The organism is Kribbella catacumbae DSM 19601 (assembly GCF_000372465.1).
In the GTDB taxonomy this organism is placed as follows: domain Bacteria; phylum Actinomycetota; class Actinomycetes; order Propionibacteriales; family Kribbellaceae; genus Kribbella; species Kribbella catacumbae.
On the sequence record NZ_AQUZ01000012.1, the window covers coordinates 47,046 to 64,423 of the forward strand.

At 68.1% G+C, this 17,378-nt stretch carries 11 protein-coding genes; 6 read left to right on the forward strand and 5 right to left on the reverse strand.

All coding sequences use genetic code 11. The features are described from left to right. Window positions 1–13: 13 nt before the first annotated feature. Window positions 14–1,018, reverse strand: coding sequence for a LacI family DNA-binding transcriptional regulator (locus A3ES_RS0114705; protein WP_020387593.1), 1,005 nt, complete (start codon window positions 1,016–1,018; stop codon window positions 14–16). 186 nt (window positions 1,019–1,204) lie between these two features. Here A3ES_RS0114705 and uxaC point away from each other — a divergent pair, with 186 nt between their 5' ends. Together uxaC and A3ES_RS0114715 are read left to right on the forward strand one after the other, a co-directional pair. Continuing rightward, complete coding sequence (gene uxaC, locus A3ES_RS0114710) at window positions 1,205–2,611, forward strand: glucuronate isomerase (protein WP_020387594.1); 1,407 nt, start codon at window positions 1,205–1,207, stop codon at window positions 2,609–2,611. Window positions 2,612–2,933: 322 nt separating this feature from the next. After that, on the forward strand, window positions 2,934–4,274 hold the full coding sequence (locus tag A3ES_RS0114715) for a right-handed parallel beta-helix repeat-containing protein (RefSeq protein WP_020387595.1): 1,341 nt from the start codon (window positions 2,934–2,936) through the stop codon (window positions 4,272–4,274). Window positions 4,275–4,313: 39 nt separating this feature from the next. Here A3ES_RS0114715 and A3ES_RS0114720 read toward each other — a convergent pair whose 3' ends face one another. Further along, window positions 4,314–5,609 (reverse strand): O-antigen ligase family protein, encoded by a 1,296-nt coding sequence (locus tag A3ES_RS0114720; protein ID WP_020387596.1) that lies wholly within the window; start codon window positions 5,607–5,609, stop codon window positions 4,314–4,316. 38 nt (window positions 5,610–5,647) lie between these two features. Next, a complete protein-coding gene (locus tag A3ES_RS0114725) occupies window positions 5,648–7,291 on the reverse strand; it encodes a Wzz/FepE/Etk N-terminal domain-containing protein (protein WP_020387597.1) in 1,644 nt (547 codons plus the stop codon). A 377-nt stretch (window positions 7,292–7,668) separates the two neighbouring features. Between A3ES_RS0114725 and A3ES_RS0114730 the strand changes: the two genes are divergently transcribed. From A3ES_RS0114730 to A3ES_RS0114745, 4 genes are all read left to right on the forward strand, one after another. Continuing rightward, window positions 7,669–9,882, forward strand: coding sequence for a LamG-like jellyroll fold domain-containing protein (locus A3ES_RS0114730; RefSeq protein ID WP_026162876.1), 2,214 nt, complete (start codon window positions 7,669–7,671; stop codon window positions 9,880–9,882). Between the two features lie 154 nt (window positions 9,883–10,036). After that, window positions 10,037–11,560, forward strand: a complete 1,524-nt coding sequence (locus A3ES_RS0114735; RefSeq protein ID WP_020387599.1) for a WD40 repeat domain-containing protein — start codon at window positions 10,037–10,039, stop codon at window positions 11,558–11,560. 64 nt (window positions 11,561–11,624) lie between these two features. After that, entirely contained in the window at window positions 11,625–13,814 is a 2,190-nt protein-coding gene (locus tag A3ES_RS0114740) for a LamG-like jellyroll fold domain-containing protein (RefSeq protein WP_020387600.1), read from the forward strand. A 61-nt stretch (window positions 13,815–13,875) separates the two neighbouring features. Further along, on the forward strand, window positions 13,876–15,363 hold the full coding sequence (locus tag A3ES_RS0114745; RefSeq protein ID WP_040454735.1) for a PQQ-binding-like beta-propeller repeat protein: 1,488 nt from the start codon (window positions 13,876–13,878) through the stop codon (window positions 15,361–15,363). Here A3ES_RS0114745 and A3ES_RS0114750 read toward each other — a convergent pair. Continuing rightward, window positions 15,350–16,600 carry an MATE family efflux transporter gene (locus tag A3ES_RS0114750; protein WP_040454736.1) on the reverse strand — a complete coding sequence of 417 codons (1,251 nt, stop codon included), beginning with the start codon at window positions 16,598–16,600 and terminating at the stop codon, window positions 15,350–15,352. The two genes, A3ES_RS0114745 and A3ES_RS0114750, sit on opposite strands and share 14 nt — an antisense overlap. Before the next feature lie 10 nt (window positions 16,601–16,610). Then, complete coding sequence (locus A3ES_RS0114755) at window positions 16,611–17,378, reverse strand: WecB/TagA/CpsF family glycosyltransferase (RefSeq protein ID WP_020387603.1); 768 nt, start codon at window positions 17,376–17,378, stop codon at window positions 16,611–16,613.

Genomic DNA, 17,378 nt, shown 5'->3' on the forward strand with positions numbered 1-17,378 from the left:
TCTCTCCTCTGGATCAGGGGCGTGCCGGGTCAGGAGCCACGCCGGTGGAGTCCCGCACTATCAGCTCGCCGTGCAACTTGCCGCGGGTGGCGATGATGGTGTCTGGATCCGGGTCGTCGAGGACGGCCAGCAGCAACTCGACCGCGATCTCGCCGGCCTTCTGCTTGGGCAGCCGCACCGTCGTCAACGCGGGCCGGGACATCCTGGCCATGGCGATTCCATCGATGCCGACCACACTCAGGTCGCCCGGCACTGAGATTCCCCGGGTGTGCAACCGGGCCAGCAGCCCGATCGCGATCAGGTCGTTGTAGGCCACCACGGCGGTCGCACCGGTGGCGACCACCTGGTCGGCGGCCGCCATGCCACCCTCGTAGGTCGGGGCGAAGTCGCCGACGTCGACCAGCTTCACCCCGTGGTCGCGGGCCGCGGCGTACAGGCCGATGATGCGGTGCGCGCTGGACCACGAGGCCTTCGGTCCGCCGACCCAGGCGATCCGCCGATGCCCGAGGGCCACCAGGTGCGCGATCGCTTGCCGCATCCCGCCCTCGTTGTCGAAGGTGACGGCGGGAACGCCTTCGACCAGCCGGTTCACCAGCACGACGTTCGTCTCCCGCGCCACGGCGGCCAGCTCTTCTTCGGTGGCTCGAGGTGAGCACAGGATCAGCCCGTCGACCTGTTTGGCCAGCGCCCGCACCAGGCCGGCCTCGGCCGCGGCGTCCTCGTCGGTGTCCGCCAGGAACACGGCCACGTCGTGCAGCCGGGCGCGGGCCTGGACACCCTTCACGACGCTGGGGAAGAACGGGTTCGCCAGATCGGGGACGACCAGGCCGATGTTGCCGGTGCGGCCGGTGATCAGGCCGCGGGCGGCTCGGTTGGGCTCGTAACCCAGCTGCTCCGCCGCTGCCCGCACGCGGGCCCGGGTGGCCGGGTTGACGACGTCGGGCAGCGAGAGCGCGCGGGAAACGGTCGACGGTGACACGCCCGCCAGCCGGGCGACGTCGCGAATAGTCGCTGGCATCTCCCACCTCCGGGTCGTCTGGTCTGGCCGTTGGCTGAGTTTGCAATCGGTTGCACTCTTGTGTCAAGTCCTCGTCGGCGAGCTGTGGACGACACGCTGGATTTCCTTTATTTGCAGGGCTTGTGTGAGGCTGTGCTGGCTGCAATGCTTTCCGCAGCTGTTGCAGCCGAACCCCACGGAGGACTTATGCCGAAGGCCCTGCAGGCTCACCCGGACCGTGCGCTGCCCGCGGGCGAAGCGCGCGACGTGGCCCGCCGGATCCACGCGTCCACGAAGGATCTGCCGCTGCTCTGTTTCCACGGGCACGTCGACATCTCGCTCTTCGCGACCGACCAGGCCTTCGGCAACCCGGCCGACCTCCTGGTCGTGCCGGACCACTACGTGACCCGGATGCTGGTCTCCCAGGGTGTCTCCCCCGACCTGCTCGGGCTGCCCCGCCTCGACGGCGTGAAGACCGCCGAGCCCCGCGACATCTGGCGTGAGTTCTGCTCGCGCTGGCACCTGTTCCTGGGCACGCCGAGCCGGTACTGGCTGGAGCACGAGTTCGCCGAGGTGCTCGGCCTCGACGTCGCGCCGTCAGCGGAGACCGCCGACGAGCTGTACGACGAGATCTCCGCGCGACTGGCCGAGCCCGAGTTCCGGCCGCGCGCGTTGCTCGACCGGTTCGGCATCGAGGTCATCTCCACCACCGATGCCGCGACGGACGATCTGGCGCAACACGCGAAGGTCGCGGCCGATCTGCCCGGCCGGGTGATCCCCACCTTCCGCCCGGACGCGGTCGTCCACCTCGACCGGCCGGGCTGGAGCGAACTGGCCGGCCAACTCGGCGTACGGGCTGACGTGGACACTTCGTCGTACGCGGGCTATCTGGAGGCTTTGCGGCAGCGACGGCAGGCGTTCCTGGCAGCCGGTGCGCTGGCGACCGACCACGGGCACCTGACCGCGGCGGCGATCCCGCTCGACGATGCGGCGGCCGAGCGGATCTATGGGAACGCGTTGCGGGGTGAGGTCTCGGCCGAGGACGCGGCGGCGTTCGCGGGGCACATGCTTTTCCAGATGGCGTCGATGTCCGTCGAGGACGGGCTGGTGATGCAGCTCCACCCGGGCGTACTGCGCGATCACCACCCGGAGATCCACGCCGTCTACGGGCCGGACCAAGGTCATGACATCCCGGTGGCGACGGAGTTCACCCGGTCGCTGCGGCCGGTGCTGGAGCGATTCGGCCATGCCGAGGGTTTCCGGATGGTGCTGTTCACCGTCGACGAGACCACCTACTCCCGTGAGCTCGCGCCGATCGCCGGCGTCTACCCGACAGTGCGGCTGGGCGCACCCTGGTGGTTCCTGGATAGCCCGGACGGCATGCGGCGATTCCGCGAACTGGTGACCGAGACGGCCGGTTTCTACAACACCTCCGGCTTCGTCGACGACACCCGCGCCTTCCTCTCCATCCCCGCCCGCCACGACCTGGCCCGCCGAATCGACGCCGGCTACCTCGCCAAACTCGTCGTCGAACACCGCCTGGACGAAGACGACGCGTTCCGAGTAGCCCAAGACCTCGCCTACAACCTCGCCCGCGACACCTACGTGCGCTGAAACCGTTGGCCACTGACAGCCTGGCGCTCGACGGTACGAGGGTCCGCGGGGTGAGTGTCGTGGCGGAGGGCTGACCTATAGTTGGGCAACTTTCCGGGGTCGGCTTGGTGTGGGGGCATTGATGGGACGCGGGTTCACGTCGGTTGGCGCTGGCTTGCTTGCCGTCTTCTTGCTGGGTGGATGCACCGACGATCAAGGCGCGCCGCTGCCGAGTGAGCCGACGTTGGGGTCGCCGACGTTGGGGGTGCCGACCGCTGCTCCGCCGGCGGCTAGCGTCAAGCTTGGGGCGACGGGGCCCGCTACTGCGGCCAAGTGTGTTGGGGTGGCGATTGCGGTTGGGGCCGATCCGCAGAAGGTGATCGACGCCAATCCGACCGCCAAGACGTTCTGCTTCGCCAAGGGACTGCATCGGATCAGCCACGCGATCCGGCCTGGGGCTGGCTCGACACTGGGGAGCAGCGAGGGCGCGGTACTGACCGGCTCGGTGCCGCTCAAGGGGTGGCGGGCTGAGGGCGGTCGTTGGGTGGTCCGCGACGTGCTGCCATCGGCGTACAAGCTGAAGGGGAAGTGCGAGGACGAGAAGACCAACCCGTGTCAGCTCGCCGAGCAGCTCTTCGTCGACGGCCTGCACCTCACGCGGGTGATGAGTCTCGATCAGCTGAAGCCCGGCACGTTCTTCGGTGACTACCAGGCCAACGCCGTCTACGTCGCCGACGATCCGGCCGGCAAGGTCGTCGAGATGTCGCGCACGCGGACGGCGATCGAGGCCTCGGCGCAGGACGTCACGATCTCCGGGCTGACCATCGAGCACTTCGCGAGCATTCCGCAGGGCGGCGCGTTGCAGGTCGGTACAGGTTGGAAGGTGCTGGCGAACGAGGTTCGCTGGAACCACGCGGTCGGCGTGATGGTGCTCCAAGGTGACCGGGCGACGGTCAGCGGGAACACGGTCGCCGACAACGGGCAGCTCGGCATCGGCCAGTACCGCTCCGCCGACGTGAAGCTCACCGGGAACCTGGTCACCCGCAACAACACCGACGGCTTCTGGATCGCCGACTGGGAGTCGGGCGGGATCAAGTCGACCCGCTCGTCCGGTGAGGTGTCGGGCAACGACATCGTCGCGAACCGCGGGATCGGGATGTGGAGCGACATCGCGGAGTACGACCGCAAGATCGTCGGGAACCGGATCCGGGACAACGCGGCCGACGGGATCCGGTACGAGATCAGCTACCAGGCGGTGATCGAGCAGAACGTTGTCGAGGGCAACGGGTTCGGCACCGGGCGCGGGTCGGGGCCGAGTCTGTGGGACGGCGGTGGGATCAATGTGAACACGTCGTCGGATGTGACCGTGGCGGGCAACCTGATCAAGGGCAACCGCAACGGCATCGCGATCCAGTCGCGGACCCGGGGTGACGGGCCGCGCGGGGTGTACGTGCTGAACGGCGTCGTGATCGAGGCGAACCAGGTCGTGATGGACGACAAGACCGCGAGCACCGGGGTGGTGGAGAACAAGGAGTCACCGGCCAAGGACGGGGCGATCCGCTTCAGCCGGAACAGCTACCGGATCGGCGACCGCGCGGCCGAACGCTTCGCCTACCGCGGCAAGACGATGACCTGGACCCAGTGGCAAGCCGCCGGCTTCGACAAGGACAGCATCAGCAACTGACGCTGCGGCGCAGCTAGCCCCCGCAGTACAGGCGAAGCGCTAGATGTACTTCTGGGGGCGGGGTTTGGGCGGAGGTGGATGAGCCTTGGCTCGGAGGCGGTCGGCGTCGCAGACTGCGGCCGCGACCAGCAGGTGGAGCGTCATCGAGCTCAGGTCTGACAGGCCGCTCTCGTTCAGCGAGGCGACCGAGACGTAGCCGAGCAGGAGTGCGCCGCTGGCCTTGACGAAGGGCGTGGGTGCGCGCAGTACCGAGATCCAGGCGACGATGAAGGCGATCCCGACGATGGTGACAGCCAGCAGACCCGTCTCCCAGTAGAGACTCAGCCAGCTGTTGTCGATGGCCATCACGTCGATATCGCCCTCGCCGCGGCGGAGCAGCACGCGTTTGTTGCCCAGCCCATGGCCGATGATCGCGGTCTGCAGCGAGACCTCCTCGTCCAGCACGTACTGCCAACTCGTGGTCCGGCCGCTCAGCGAGCTGATCTGCTTGGTGCCCTGGCCGCGCAGAAGCCAGGTTTGCAGCGAGGGGATGACGGTGAAGGCCAGCCCCATCAACGCCGGCACCGAGATCGACGCTATCCGGCCGAACCAGGTCTTCCGCGTCAGCAGCAGAGCAAGCACCAGACCGACGGCCACAGCCGCGGCGGCCGTCCGGGTGCGGCTCAGCGCGACCAGCACCAGACCGAGGCCGACCAGAGCGCCGGCGGGCACGAACGCAAGCTTGCGGTAGACGAACGCGATGATCGCCAACCCGAGCAGGATGGCCCCGACCTCGCCGACCCGCGGCGGCAGCATCGGGATGAGCACACCCTGCAGGCGATAGCCGGTGCCGAACGTGCTCAGCGGCCGCCACGCCACCGTGGGACGCCAGATGACGCTGAGGACCACCGTGAGCGCCAGCAGAAGATGCGCGAGCAGATGCGCGCGGATCAACCGCTCCGGCACCCGGATCAGCGGCCGCCAAAGCATGAACAGGAGCAGCAGCCCGATCAACAGCCGCGCCAGCCGGAGCAACGGGCCACCCGGATCCGCGAGCAAGAACGCCGTGGCCGTAGCGAACATCGCGTAGACGACGTACAAGGTGGTGGCGGGGCTCGATCGCGTCCGGAACCCCGGCTTCGTCGCCGCCAGGCAGATCAGGAAGATCGCCCCGAGCAGGACGCCCTTCATCAGGCTGTTGTTCGAGCCGGTCGATCCCTGCGGCGCGGCGGCCCGCGAAGACCAGGGCTGCACGCCCAGCACCAGCAGGCTCCACATCGCCAGCCAGAGCCAGCTCGCCTTGGTGCTGTTGGACGCGTCAGTGGTCCCCGGCACCGGCGGTGCCGTCAGCGTCATCCCGTCCCCATCAACACAGCCTCATCGTCGCAGCCCTGTCAGCGCAGCGGCGGTGTGGTCTCGGCCGGGGTGAAGTTCAACGGAATGCCCAGCGTCTCATCGTGCTTGGAAGCGCCGATCAGTACGACGCCCAGCACCGGCGCACCAGCAAACCTCAGCGCGGCCGTGAGCCGGGTGAGGTCGGTCTCCTTGTCCTGGCCGACCTGCACCACCAGCACCGACGCGTCGACCGCAGCGGCCAGCGGCGTGATCCCATGCCGGCCAACCGAAGCCGGTCCGTGGATGACGACCGAGTACCCCGGGGGCAGGTCGGCCACGATGCCCGGTACGAGTGACGGGCCGATGGCCAGCGCGCTCTCGTCGCTGCTCAGCCCAGGCGGCAGCACGTACAGATCAGCCACCGTGCCAGGACGGAACAGCTTGCGAGCCCGTACTGCGCGGGTCGGGGCCGGCTCGTTGACGAGATCGGTGAGGCCTTCGTGGTCGGTCACGTGCGACAACACCGGCGTACCGCGCAGGTCGGCGAGGACCAGCAACGTCTCGCGGCCATCGCGGGCACTCGCCTCGGCCATTGCCAGCGCGACACCTGCCGAGTTCCGGTTGGGTGAGGCGGAGACGACCAGCAGCGCGCCGGCACCGCTGGCTCCAATGCCTCTTGGGTTCAGCTCGCGCCGGGCGAGCGCACCGCTCGCTTCGGTGCCCAGCCCGGTGATCTCCGACGGCGGCAACTGCGGCGAGGCGCGAAGCCAGAAGCGCCAGCGGAAGCCGAGCCGGAAACGACGGTGGCCGATCGAGGCGGCGATCACCGGCGAAGCGGCCGCGCGGGCCGCCTGGTCGCGAGTCAGGATGAACGGGCTCAGATGGGTGCTGATCAGCGCCAGGCCGAAACCGAGCACCAGGCCGAGGATCGCGCCAACGGTGATGTCGCGTGACACCAGCGGCGACGAGGTCGCGGTGTCCTTCGTGGCCGGCGTGACCAACTGGCTGCTCGCGCCGACGCCCGAAAGGGCCTTGTTCATCGCGGCTGCCTGGTCGGCGGCCTGCCGGGCCTCTGTGGCCAGGCCGACTCGCTGGTCGCGCAGGGCGGCCGCGTACTGCGTGTCGTTGCGCTGGATCGCCTCGTTGATCAGGCTGACCAGGCTCTTCGACTGAGCGTTGGCGGTCTTGGCCCGGTCGGACGCCTGGCTGGCGAGCGTGACCAGCAGGGCTTTGGCCTCCCGGCTGCGCTGGGCCAGGTAGATCTGGGCGATCGCGTTGGCCCGGCGTACCGCTTCGTCGGCGGTCGGGCCGTCGATGGTGATCAGGTAGGCGTTGTCGGTGACCGCCTTGACCCGGGTCACACCGGACAGCGACTGGACCGAGTCGTCCGTGGTCGGCATCTGCAGGAACTTGGCGACCTCACGCAGGATCGCCGGGCTGGCCATCACCCGGGCCTGCGTCTCGGCCGGCAGGTCGAGCCCGAGCGGGCCGGTCTTGTCCGCGCCGGTGGGCAGGTCGCCGACCAGGGCCGGCGGTACGGCCGGCCCGATCACGACCTGGCTGGACGCGGTCCAGCGCTCGGTCTGCGACAACGAGAAGACGGCGGCGCCGCCGATGCCCAGCAAGACGCAGCCGATGATCAGCCACCTGTGCCGCAGGAGTGACTGCGCAGTGTCCCGCCAGACCACAGTGCCCGGTTCCATCCGTCCCCCAATTTCATCAGTCAGCGCTTTCCGTAAAGACCAGGATTGCGCCGCCCTCCGGGTGACCCCACCATGATCGGCTCCAGCCTTGCCGGGCCCCAGGATATAGGCATCGCGTGGCCTTCGAAACCGAACTCAGGTCACGGTCCGTACCGCTGCCGTCCCGCTCGCGGCAGGAAGTTGAAGCTGCAATCGCCTGTAACGTTCACGGGCTGTCACCAACCCCTGCGGCTCGCCGATTCCAGCCGTTTGCAGACTGGTCAAAGCTCACTTTCTGTGGCCTACTCTGTCTCGGGGGAAAACGGGGAAAGCAAGAAACACGGGAAGCACTTGTACGGCGCCTGGGTAGGCGCCTGTCCGAGGGGGGACACCGCAGGATGAAGAAGAGATGGCTATTCGCGCGCCTTGGCACGGTCGGCGCACTGGTAGCGGCAGCCGGAGTCATGGTGCTGGCACCGCCGGCCCAGAGCATCGAGGCCTCGCTCTCGGCGCAGAACAGCCCGGTCTGGCAGACCAACGCGAGTGTGCAGGGAATCGCCGTAGCGGCCGGGAAGGCCTACGCCGGTGGGCGCTTCACCAGCGTCCGTCCGCCGGGTTCACCGCTCGGCACCAACGAGGTCGGCCAGGCGTACCTGGCGGCCTTCGACTCGACCACCGGCGAACTCGTGGCCGGCTTCAACCCGGTCCTCGACGGCCAGGTGTACGCCGTGGCCGCGTCACCCGACGGCTCGCGGATCTTCATCGGCGGTGACTTCACCACCGTCAACGGCGTGACCCGCAACCGGATCGCCGCCTTCGACACCGCCACCGGCGCGCTGGTGACGAACTGGAAGCCCTCCGTCTCGTACCGGGTCAAGTCGATCGCCGTCTCCGGCGACGGCGACACCGTGTACTTCGGCGGCTCGTTCGGCCTCGTGAACGGCGTCGACCGGCTCCGGCTCGCCGCGGTCACCGCCGACCTCGGCACCTTGTTGCCCTGGGCCCCTTCCGCCAACGGCGACGTGTACGCCGTGGACATCGCCGACGACGGCTCCAAGGCCTACGCCGGTGGCCAGTTCAGCACCGTCAACGGCACCAACCAGAACACCGTCTCGAGCCTCGACCCGGTGACCGGTGCGGTACTGCCCTTCCCGGGCGCCACCGCGGTCCCGCCGCCGAACGGCTCCTGCACCACCCGGGTCAAGTCGATCGACGCCAGCGGCGACACCGTGTACTTCGGCAACGGTGGCGACGGCGGCGGCTGCTTCGACGGCACCTGGGCGGTCGACCTCGCGACCAACGCGCTGAAGTGGAAGAACCAGTGCCTCGGCGCGACCGAGACGGTCAAGGTGGTGAACGGCTGGCTCTACAAGGGTTCGCACGCTCACGACTGCGCCTACCAGGGCGCCGGTGCCTTCCCGCAGGGCTTCGGCTACCGCTTCCTGCTCACCCAGAGTCTGGCCGACGGCAAGATCGGCCCCTGGTTCCCGAACACTAACGCCGGTCCGCCCACCGAGGTCGGCCCGCTGGCGTTCGCCACCGGCGGCTCAGATCTGTGGGTCGGTGGAGACTTCACCACGACCAACGGCGCCGGTCAGCAGGGTCTGACCCGCTTCACCAACGCGAGCCCGGGTGCTGCTCCGGCCAAGCCGGCCAAGCTGCTCCCGTACTCCGTCCAGCCGGGTGTCGTCCAGATCCACTTCCCCACGGTCGTGGACAACGACGACAGCACGTTGACCTACCGGCTGCTGAAGGGCTTCAGCAACACCACCATCGCGACCTGGACCGCCAAGTCGACTCCGTGGGACAAGCCGTGGCTGCACTACACGGACACCGACGTGACGCCGGGCGAGGTGACCAACTACCGCGTCGAGGTCACGGACGGCACTACGACGATCCGGGGCAACTACTCCGACCCGCTCACGGTGGCGAGCACCGCGAGTACGGCGTACGAGCAGATCATCGCCTCTGACGGCCCGCAGGCGTACTGGCGGCTTGGTGAGGCGTCCGGCTCGACCACGTCGGTGGACGCCTCCGGCCAGAGCAACAACGGCACGTTCACCGGTATGACGCTCGGCAGCGCCGGCAAGGTCAGCGGGAACACGGCGGCGACGGTCAGCTCGAGCAACGGCCGGATGGTCGGCGAGAAGGCCTACAGCATGCCGCAGCAGTTCACCGTGGAGGCCTGGTTCAAGCAGAGCATCTTCCGCGGCGGCCGGATCATCGGCTTCGGCAACTCGAAGACCGGCAGCAGCAGCGTGAGCGACCGGATGCTCTACCTGCGGTCCAACGGCCAGGTCACCTTCGGCATCAACGACGGCACCCAGCGGACCATCAACAGCACGTCGAACAAGAACAACAGCGCCTGGCACCACGCGGTCGGCACCTACGACAACGGGACCATGAAGCTGTACGTCGACGGCGTGCTGGCCGGCAGCCAGACCGTCGGATCGGCGGCCTTGTACTACGGCTGGTGGCGGGTCGGCTACGACAACATCAACAGCTGGTCGGGTGGCGGCGCGACGCAGACGGGCATGGTGATCGATGAGCCGGCTGTCTACCCGTACGCGCTCACCGCGGACCAGGTCCAGGCGCACTTCAACGCTGGCTGACCAGCACTCACGCAAAGCTGCACGCTGAGCGGACGGTCTCAGTGCCATAGCACAAAGTCATAACGCCGGTGGGAGCCCACCTTCCTGTTGGTCTCCCACCAGCGTTAGATTTCGCCTGCTAACGGCACCGCCCTCGCCCAGCTTAAGGAAGTTGATGAAGAAGCTAGTTCTGGCAGTTGTGACCGCTGCCGCCGTGCTTGCCGCGGCACTGATCCCCTCCGGCCCGCCGGTGGAGGCTGCCACGGCCGGATTCGCCTCCGCCGTGTCAGCGATCAAGCAGCCTTCGTGGCAGACCAACTCCAGCGTGAACGCTCTCGCAGTCACCGGAAACATCGTGTACGCCGGTGGCCTGTTCACCCGGATCCGGCAGCCTGGCAAGCCGGCCGGCCAGGGTGAGACCGCCCGGACCTATATCGCCGCCTTCAACCGCACCACCGGCGCGCCGCTCGCGTTCGCGCCGAAACTCAACGGCGCGGTCTGGGCCATCGCGACCAGCCCGGACGGCAAGTGGGTCGTGATCGGTGGCGACTTCTCCACCGTGAACGGCATCCGGCGCAACCGCATCGCGATGTTCAGCGTCGCGACCGGCAAGCTGGTCCAGGCCTGGGACCCGTCGGTGGCCACCCGGGTCAAGGCGATCGCCATCTTCGGCAACAGCGTCTTCTTCGGTGGCTCGTTCGGCCGGGTCGACAACACGGTCCGCAACCGGCTCGCCGCGGTCCGGTTGATCCAGGGTGACCTGCTGCCGTGGAACCCGAACGCCGACGACGAGGTCTACGCGATCGACCTGTCCGACAACGGCACCCGGGTGTTCGTCGGTGGTCCGTTCAAGAAGATCAACGGCAAGGACCACTACTCGCTGGCGATGACCAACAACACCACCGGGGCGGCGTTCTCGATGCCCGCCGCGGCGGCGATCCCGAAGCCGACGATCAGCTGCACGACGCGGGTCAAGACCATCGACACGCTCGGCAACAAGGTCTTCGTCGGCAACGGCGGCGACGGCAGCGGCTGCTACGACGGCGTACTGGCCGCTGACGCCACCACCGGTCAGCTGCTCTGGCAGAACAAGTGCCTGGGCGCCACCGAGGCGGTCAAGGCGATCGGCAACTGGGTCTACAAGGGCTCGCACGCGCACAACTGCAGCTCGAGCGGCGCCTTCCCCGACGGCACCGGCACGCACTACCTGCTGGTGGAGAGCGGTATCGACGGCAAGATCGGGCCGTGGTTCCCGAACACCGACGCCAATCCGAACAGCAGCACGCAGGTCGGCCCGCTGGCGTTCGCGTCCGGAGGCAACGATCTGTGGGTGGGCGGCGACTTCCTGCACGTCAACGGCAAGGTCCAGCAGGGTCTGACCAGGTTCACCAATGCCGCGGGGGGCGCGGCGCCGGCGGCACCGAAGGCACCGACCCTGTCCAGCACGGTGGCCAACCAGGTGTCTGTCAGCTTCAAGGACAGCTACGACCTGGACAACCTGTCGCTGACCTACAACGTGTTCCGCGGCGCGACCAACATCAGCTCGCAGAAGCTCACCACGTACTACTGGCAGGCGCGCAAGACGGTGACGTTCGTTGACAAGGGCGTCAAGAGCGGCCAGACGGTCAGCTATCACATCGAGATCCACGACGGGCGCAACATCATGAAGGGCCCGGCGCTCTCGGTGAAGGTCCGGTGAGCCGGGCTATCTGACTTCGCGCCGCACCAGGCGGCGCTGGAGTACATCCTTGAGGGGGGATGTCGTGAAGAAGGTGGGGATATTCGCGCTGGGCGGTCTGCTGGTGGCAGCTTTGCTGTCACCAGCACCCGCACAGGGCATCGGTGCTTCGCTGTCGGCTCTGACGAGCCCGGTCTGGCAGACCAACGCCAGCGTGCAAGGACTCGCGGTGGCGAACGGGAAGGCGTACGTCGGGGGGCGTTTCACCAAGGTCCGGCCACCGGGGGCGGCTGCAGGCACGAGTGAGACCACGCGGACCTATCTGGCCGCGTTCGACCAGAGCACCGGGGCACTGGACGCCGGGTTCAACCACACCCTGAACGGAATGGTCTGGGCCGTAGCGGCCTCGGCCGACGGCTCCCGGGTCTTCGTCGGGGGCGACTTCACCAACGTCGACGGCCAGACCCGCAACCGGGTGGCCGCGTTCGACACCGCCACCGGCGCACTCGTCTCCAACTGGAAGCCGTCCGTGTCGTACCGGGTCAAGGCACTCGCCGTCTCCGGCGACGCGGTCTACCTGGGTGGCTCGTTCGGGCTGGTCAACAACGTTGCCCGGCCGCGGCTGGCTGCGGTCACGACAGGCACGGCCGCACTACTCCCCTGGGCTCCGCAGGCGGACAACGACGTCTACGCGATCGATGCGGCCGACGACGGCAGCAGGGTGTACGTCGGCGGCAACTTCTCGACGATGAACGGTACGGCGCGGTGGTCCGTGGCAAGCCTCGACCCGACCGACGGGTCGCTGCAGGCGTTCCCGGCGGCCAGTGCGGTCCCGAACCCGGCCCCGGGCTGCACGTCACGGGTCAAGGACATCGACACCAGCGGCGACCGCGTGTACTTCGCCAACGCCGGTGACGGCGGTGGCTGCTTCGACGGCACCTGGGCAGCAGACGTTGCCTCTGGCGACTTGCTGTGGAAGAACAACTGCCTCGGCGCGACCGAGTCGGTCACTGTCGTGAACGGCTGGCTCTACAAGGGTTCGCACGCTCACGACTGCAGCTACTTGGGCGGCAACGGCTTCCCGCAGGGACCGGGCCGGTTCCTGCTGACCCAGAACCTCGACACCGGTGAGCTCGGGCCGTGGTTCCCCAACACCAACACCGGCTCCCCCACTGCGGTAGGTCCCTTGGCATCCGCGACAGGCGGCACGGACCTCTGGGTGGGCGGCGACTTCACCACGGTGAACGGCGCCGGGCAACAGGGCCTCGCCCGCTTCACCAACACCGGACCGGGCGCGGCACCGGCCAAACCCGCCAAGGTGACTCCGGTCAGCTACAAGGCCGGCCAGGTCAAGGTGAACTTCCAGACCGTCGTGGACAACGACGACATCACGCTGACCTACCGGGTACTGCGCAGCTTCAGCAACACCGTCGTCGCGACGTACACGGCAGACTCGCGGTTCTGGAACCGGCCGTGGCTGTCCTTCACCGACACCGGGCTGACTCCCGGCTCGTCGCAGGTCTACCGGGTCGAGGTGACTGACGGGAACAGCACACTGCGCGGTGACTACTCCGTTGCGGTGACCGTGGCCAGTGTGGACGCGCCGTACGACCAGCAGGTGCTGGCAGACGGCCCCACGGCGTACTGGCGGTTGGGGGAGGCCACTGGGACGGGCACTGCTACCGACTCGTCCAGCCAGAACAACACCGGCCCGTACTCCGGTGTCACGCTGGGCGTGCCCGGCGTACTGACCACTGGGGGCAACACCGCCGGTGACTTCGACGGTGCGAGCAGGATGATCGGGCAGACCTCGACCAGCCAGCCGCAGAACTTCAGCGTCGAGGCCTGGTACAAGACCACCTCGGGCGGCGGCGGCAAGATCGTTGGCTTCGGCAACAGCTCGAACGGGACGAGCAGCCAGTACGACCGGCACATCTACCTGCAGAACGACGGCACCGTGACGTTCGGCCTGTGGGACGGATCGGCCCGGACCATCAGCTCGGCACCGGGGACCAACGACGGCCAGTGGCACCACGTGGTCGGCACGTTCTCGCCGGGGTCGCAGAAGTTCTATCTGGACGGCGTCCTGCTGGGCACCCAGAACGTGACGGCCGCCGAGCCGTACACGGGCTACTGGCGGATCGGCGCCGACAACCTGGGCGGCTGGCCGAACGGGCCGTCCAACGCCGGGATCGACGGCACCCTCGACGAGGTCGCCGTTTACCCGGTCGCACTGGATGCAGGCCAGGTGCAGACGCATTTCGGCGCCAGATAACGGAAACAGGGCTATAACTGAAAACAGCGTTCCTAGGGGGGAACAAATGAGAATACGAAGGATGACAGCTGCACTAGGGGTGGCCGGTCTCGCGCTTGCCGTCGTGCCCGCGCTCCCGGCGCCCGGCACGGGGGCCTCGCTGACGGCCGTGGCGAACTCGGCCTGGCAGACCGACGCGAGTGTGCTCGGTCTGGCGGTGACCAAGGGCAAAGCATTCGTCGGCGGCCGATTCACCAGGGTTCGCCCGCCGGGTGCCGCGCCCGGGACCAGCCTGACCGTCCGGACCTACCTGGCGGCCTTCAACCAGAGCACCGGCGCCCTCGACACCGGCTTCAACCACACGCTGAACAACGTGGTCTGGTCGATCGTCGCCTCGCCCGACGGCTCCAAGATCTACATCGGTGGCGACTTCACCCGCGTCGACGGCCAGGTTCGCAACCGGATCGCCGCCTTCGACGCGACCACCGGAGCACTGCTGCCGAACATCAAGCCGAGCGTCTCCTACCGGGTCAAGACGCTCGCAGTCGGCGGCAACAGCCTGTACTTCGGCGGCTCGTTCGGCCTGGTCAACAACGTCGCCCGCAACCGCGCGGCGGCGATCAGTACGGTCGACGGCAGCCTGCTGCCATGGAACCCGAACGCCGATGCGGATGTCTACGCGATCGACGCGGCCGACGACAACTCCAAGGTCTACCTGGGCGGCACCTTCGCCAAGATCGGCGGCACCAGCCGCTGGGCCGTGGCGAGCGTGAACAACTCCACCGGCGCGTTGCTGCCGTTCGCGGCCGCATCCGCGGTCCCACTGCCGAACAGCCGGTGCACCTCACGGGTCAAGGACATCGAGACCAGCGGCGGCGTCGTGTACTTCGCCAACGCCGGCGACGGTGGCGGCTGCTTCGACGGCACCTGGGCGGCGAACATTGCCACCGGCAACCTGGTCTGGAAGAACAACTGCCTGGGCGCCACCGAGACGGTCACCATGGTGAACGGCTGGCTCTTCAAGGGTTCACACGCCCACAGCTGCCCGGGCGCCTTCCCTGACGGCACCGGAGCCCACTTCCTGCTGCTGCAGAACCCGGCCAACGGCAACCTCGGTCCCTGGTTCCCGAACACCAACGCAGGTCCGCCGACCGAGGTGGGCCCGCTCGTCTCAGCAACCGGCGGTGCCGACCTGTGGGTTGGTGGCGACTTCACCAAGGTCAGCGGTGCCAACCAGCAGGGCCTGACCCGCTTCACGAACCTGGGTGCTGGCGCTAAGCCGCTGGGGCCGGCGCTGCCGACACTGTCCAGTACTACGACCGGCCAGGTGCGGGCGACCGTGCAGACCTCGCTGGACAACGACGACATCACCCTGACCTACCGGCTGCTCCGCGGCGGAACCAACACGGTAGTGGCCACCACTACGGCGAACTCGACCTTCTGGAGCCGCCCGACGGTGACACTGACCGACACCACTGCCCCGTCGGGGACATCGCAGCAGTACCGGATCGAGGTCTACGACGGGAACAACACAGTGCGAGGTGGATTCGCCACCGTCACTGTGCGCTGAGTCGGTGGGCTGCGATGGCGCGATGGGCTTCGTGCCACCACAGCAGCAGAGTGCAGAACGAAGCGATGGCCAGGCCCCAAGCAGCACCCTTGGGGCCGGCCAGGAAGGCTCCTCCGACACCCGTGACGATCAGGATGATCGAGGAGATCAAGCGGACCCGCAGTCCTCTGGTAGCGGCTGTGAGTGCGCGCAGGATGGCGAAGGCGCCCGCATTGGACGCTCCTAGCGCCTGCAGCAGGATGACGGGCACCAGCACGGTCCTGGCTTGAGCCCACACGCCAGGACCGAGCAGCTGCTCCCCCACGACCTCAGGGAGCAGTAGGAAGACAGCACCCCACGCGAGAGCGCCTGTGCCCACTCCTAGCGAGATCGCCAGGCCTACTAGCCACAAGCGCCGGTAGGAGTGCTTCAGGGCCCGCGCAGCCTCCGGTACTGCGATCATGCGAATCCCCTGGTTCAGCACGTTCACAGGACCCAGCAGGACCTGCGCACCGCGGATACCGGCCGTGGCGGCCAACCCGGCGGCCACAGTGATCCCCACCATGTAGACCTGGATGGTGCCGCTCACGGCCAGCATCTCCCCGACGTACTTCGGAGTGAGGTCCCGGTGGCTGATCAGCCACTCCCGGATCAGCTGGCGACGCGGCATGACGCCTGCCTGGAACCGCCCCGCTACAGCGGCTATCACCGCACCTAGACCCCAGCCCAGCGTCAGCGAGAAGGCTGTGGCCGAGCCGGTCAGGTAGAGCCCGGCGAAGATCGCCCCCATCGCGATCAGCCAGATCAGATCGTTGAGGAAGGCTTTCTGCCCCTCGCCCACGACGAAGAAGGCCCAGCGCCAGGCGTCCTGCAGCAACAACCCCGGCAGGGTGACCGCGAAGGCGATCAGTACGCCCTTGGACGGTACGCCGGGGAACAACGCGATCGCGAGACCGACCACCATCCCCATCAGGCCTGCGAACAGCGCGGTCGCAGTACTGGCCCGGACGGCTCGCTCCCAGGCTGGGCTGCGGTCGCCGGAATGCCTTACGGACAAGGGTTCTGTGGCGACGGCCCGGGAGACGTTCAGGGCGATCGTGTAACCGCCGAAGGCGAGTGCGTAGATGCCGAAGTCCGCCACGCTGCTGCTGCGCGCGACGAACACGCCGACCGCCAGATTGCTCAGGCTGGACAGCGCTTGGTCGGCAAGCCCCCAGCCCGCCCGGCCGGCCGGACCTGCCAGCCTCGACAATTTCAAGACAGGATCTTCAAGCGACCGGCCTCGGCGGCTGACGAAGAATTCCCACCGCGAACCGCGGGATCCCCAGCACATAGCGACGCCAGAGCCGACGCGGTTCCTTGTAGATCCGGTAGCTCCACTCGAGGCCGGACCGCTGCATCCACTTCGGCGCGCGGTCGACCCGGCCGGTGTGGAAGTCGAACGCCGCGCCGACGCCGATCAGGATCGCGGCATCGAGCCGGTCGCGGTGCCCGGCCATCCAGCGCTCCTGCTTCGGCGCGCCGAGGCCGACCCAGATGATGTCCGGGTTCGCCTCGTTCAGCCGGTCCACGATCTCGGCGTCCTCTGCCTCGGTCAGCGCCCGGTACGGCGGCGAGTAGACCCCCGCCACCTTCAGCCCCGGGTGCCTCGCGGTGAAGGTGTCGCGCAGCTTCTCGGCAACACCGTCGGCCCCGCCGTAGAAGTACTGCGTCCAGCCGCGCTCCTCGGCCTCCGCCATCACCCGCTCGACCAGGTCCGGGCCGCAGACGCGGTCCATCTGCTCGAAGCCGGCCCTCTTACCCGCCCAGACCAGCGGCATCCCGTCCGGCAGCGTCATGCCGGACGTGTTGTACACCTCGGTGAGCTGGTCGTCGGCGCGAGCGTGCAGCAGTGCGTTCATGTCCGAGACGCAGACCAGGTGCCGCTCGCCGTCCTCGATCCAGCGGGCGAACGTGTCGACGGTGTGATCCATGTGGGTGACGCTGACATGGATCCCCAGTACGTCGACGCGGTCCTCGGTCGTCTCAGCGGTCAT

Excerpts from the sequence above, each read along its gene's own strand:
- A3ES_RS0114705 (WP_020387593.1), bottom strand. The coding sequence starts at position 1,018 with ATGCCAGCGACTATTCGCGACGTCGCCCGGCTGGCGGGCGTGTCACCG.
- uxaC (WP_020387594.1), top strand. The coding sequence starts at position 1,205 with ATGCCGAAGGCCCTGCAGGCTCACCCGGACCGTGCGCTGCCCGCGGGC.
- A3ES_RS0114720 (WP_020387596.1), bottom strand. The coding sequence starts at position 5,609 with ATGACGCTGACGGCACCGCCGGTGCCGGGGACCACTGACGCGTCCAAC.
- A3ES_RS0114725 (WP_020387597.1), bottom strand. The coding sequence starts at position 7,291 with ATGGAACCGGGCACTGTGGTCTGGCGGGACACTGCGCAGTCACTCCTG.
- A3ES_RS0114730 (WP_026162876.1), top strand. The coding sequence starts at position 7,669 with ATGAAGAAGAGATGGCTATTCGCGCGCCTTGGCACGGTCGGCGCACTG.
- A3ES_RS0114735 (WP_020387599.1), top strand. The coding sequence starts at position 10,037 with ATGAAGAAGCTAGTTCTGGCAGTTGTGACCGCTGCCGCCGTGCTTGCC.
- A3ES_RS0114745 (WP_040454735.1), top strand. The coding sequence starts at position 13,876 with ATGACAGCTGCACTAGGGGTGGCCGGTCTCGCGCTTGCCGTCGTGCCC.
- A3ES_RS0114755 (WP_020387603.1), bottom strand. The coding sequence starts at position 17,378 with ATGACCGCTGAGACGACCGAGGACCGCGTCGACGTACTGGGGATCCAT.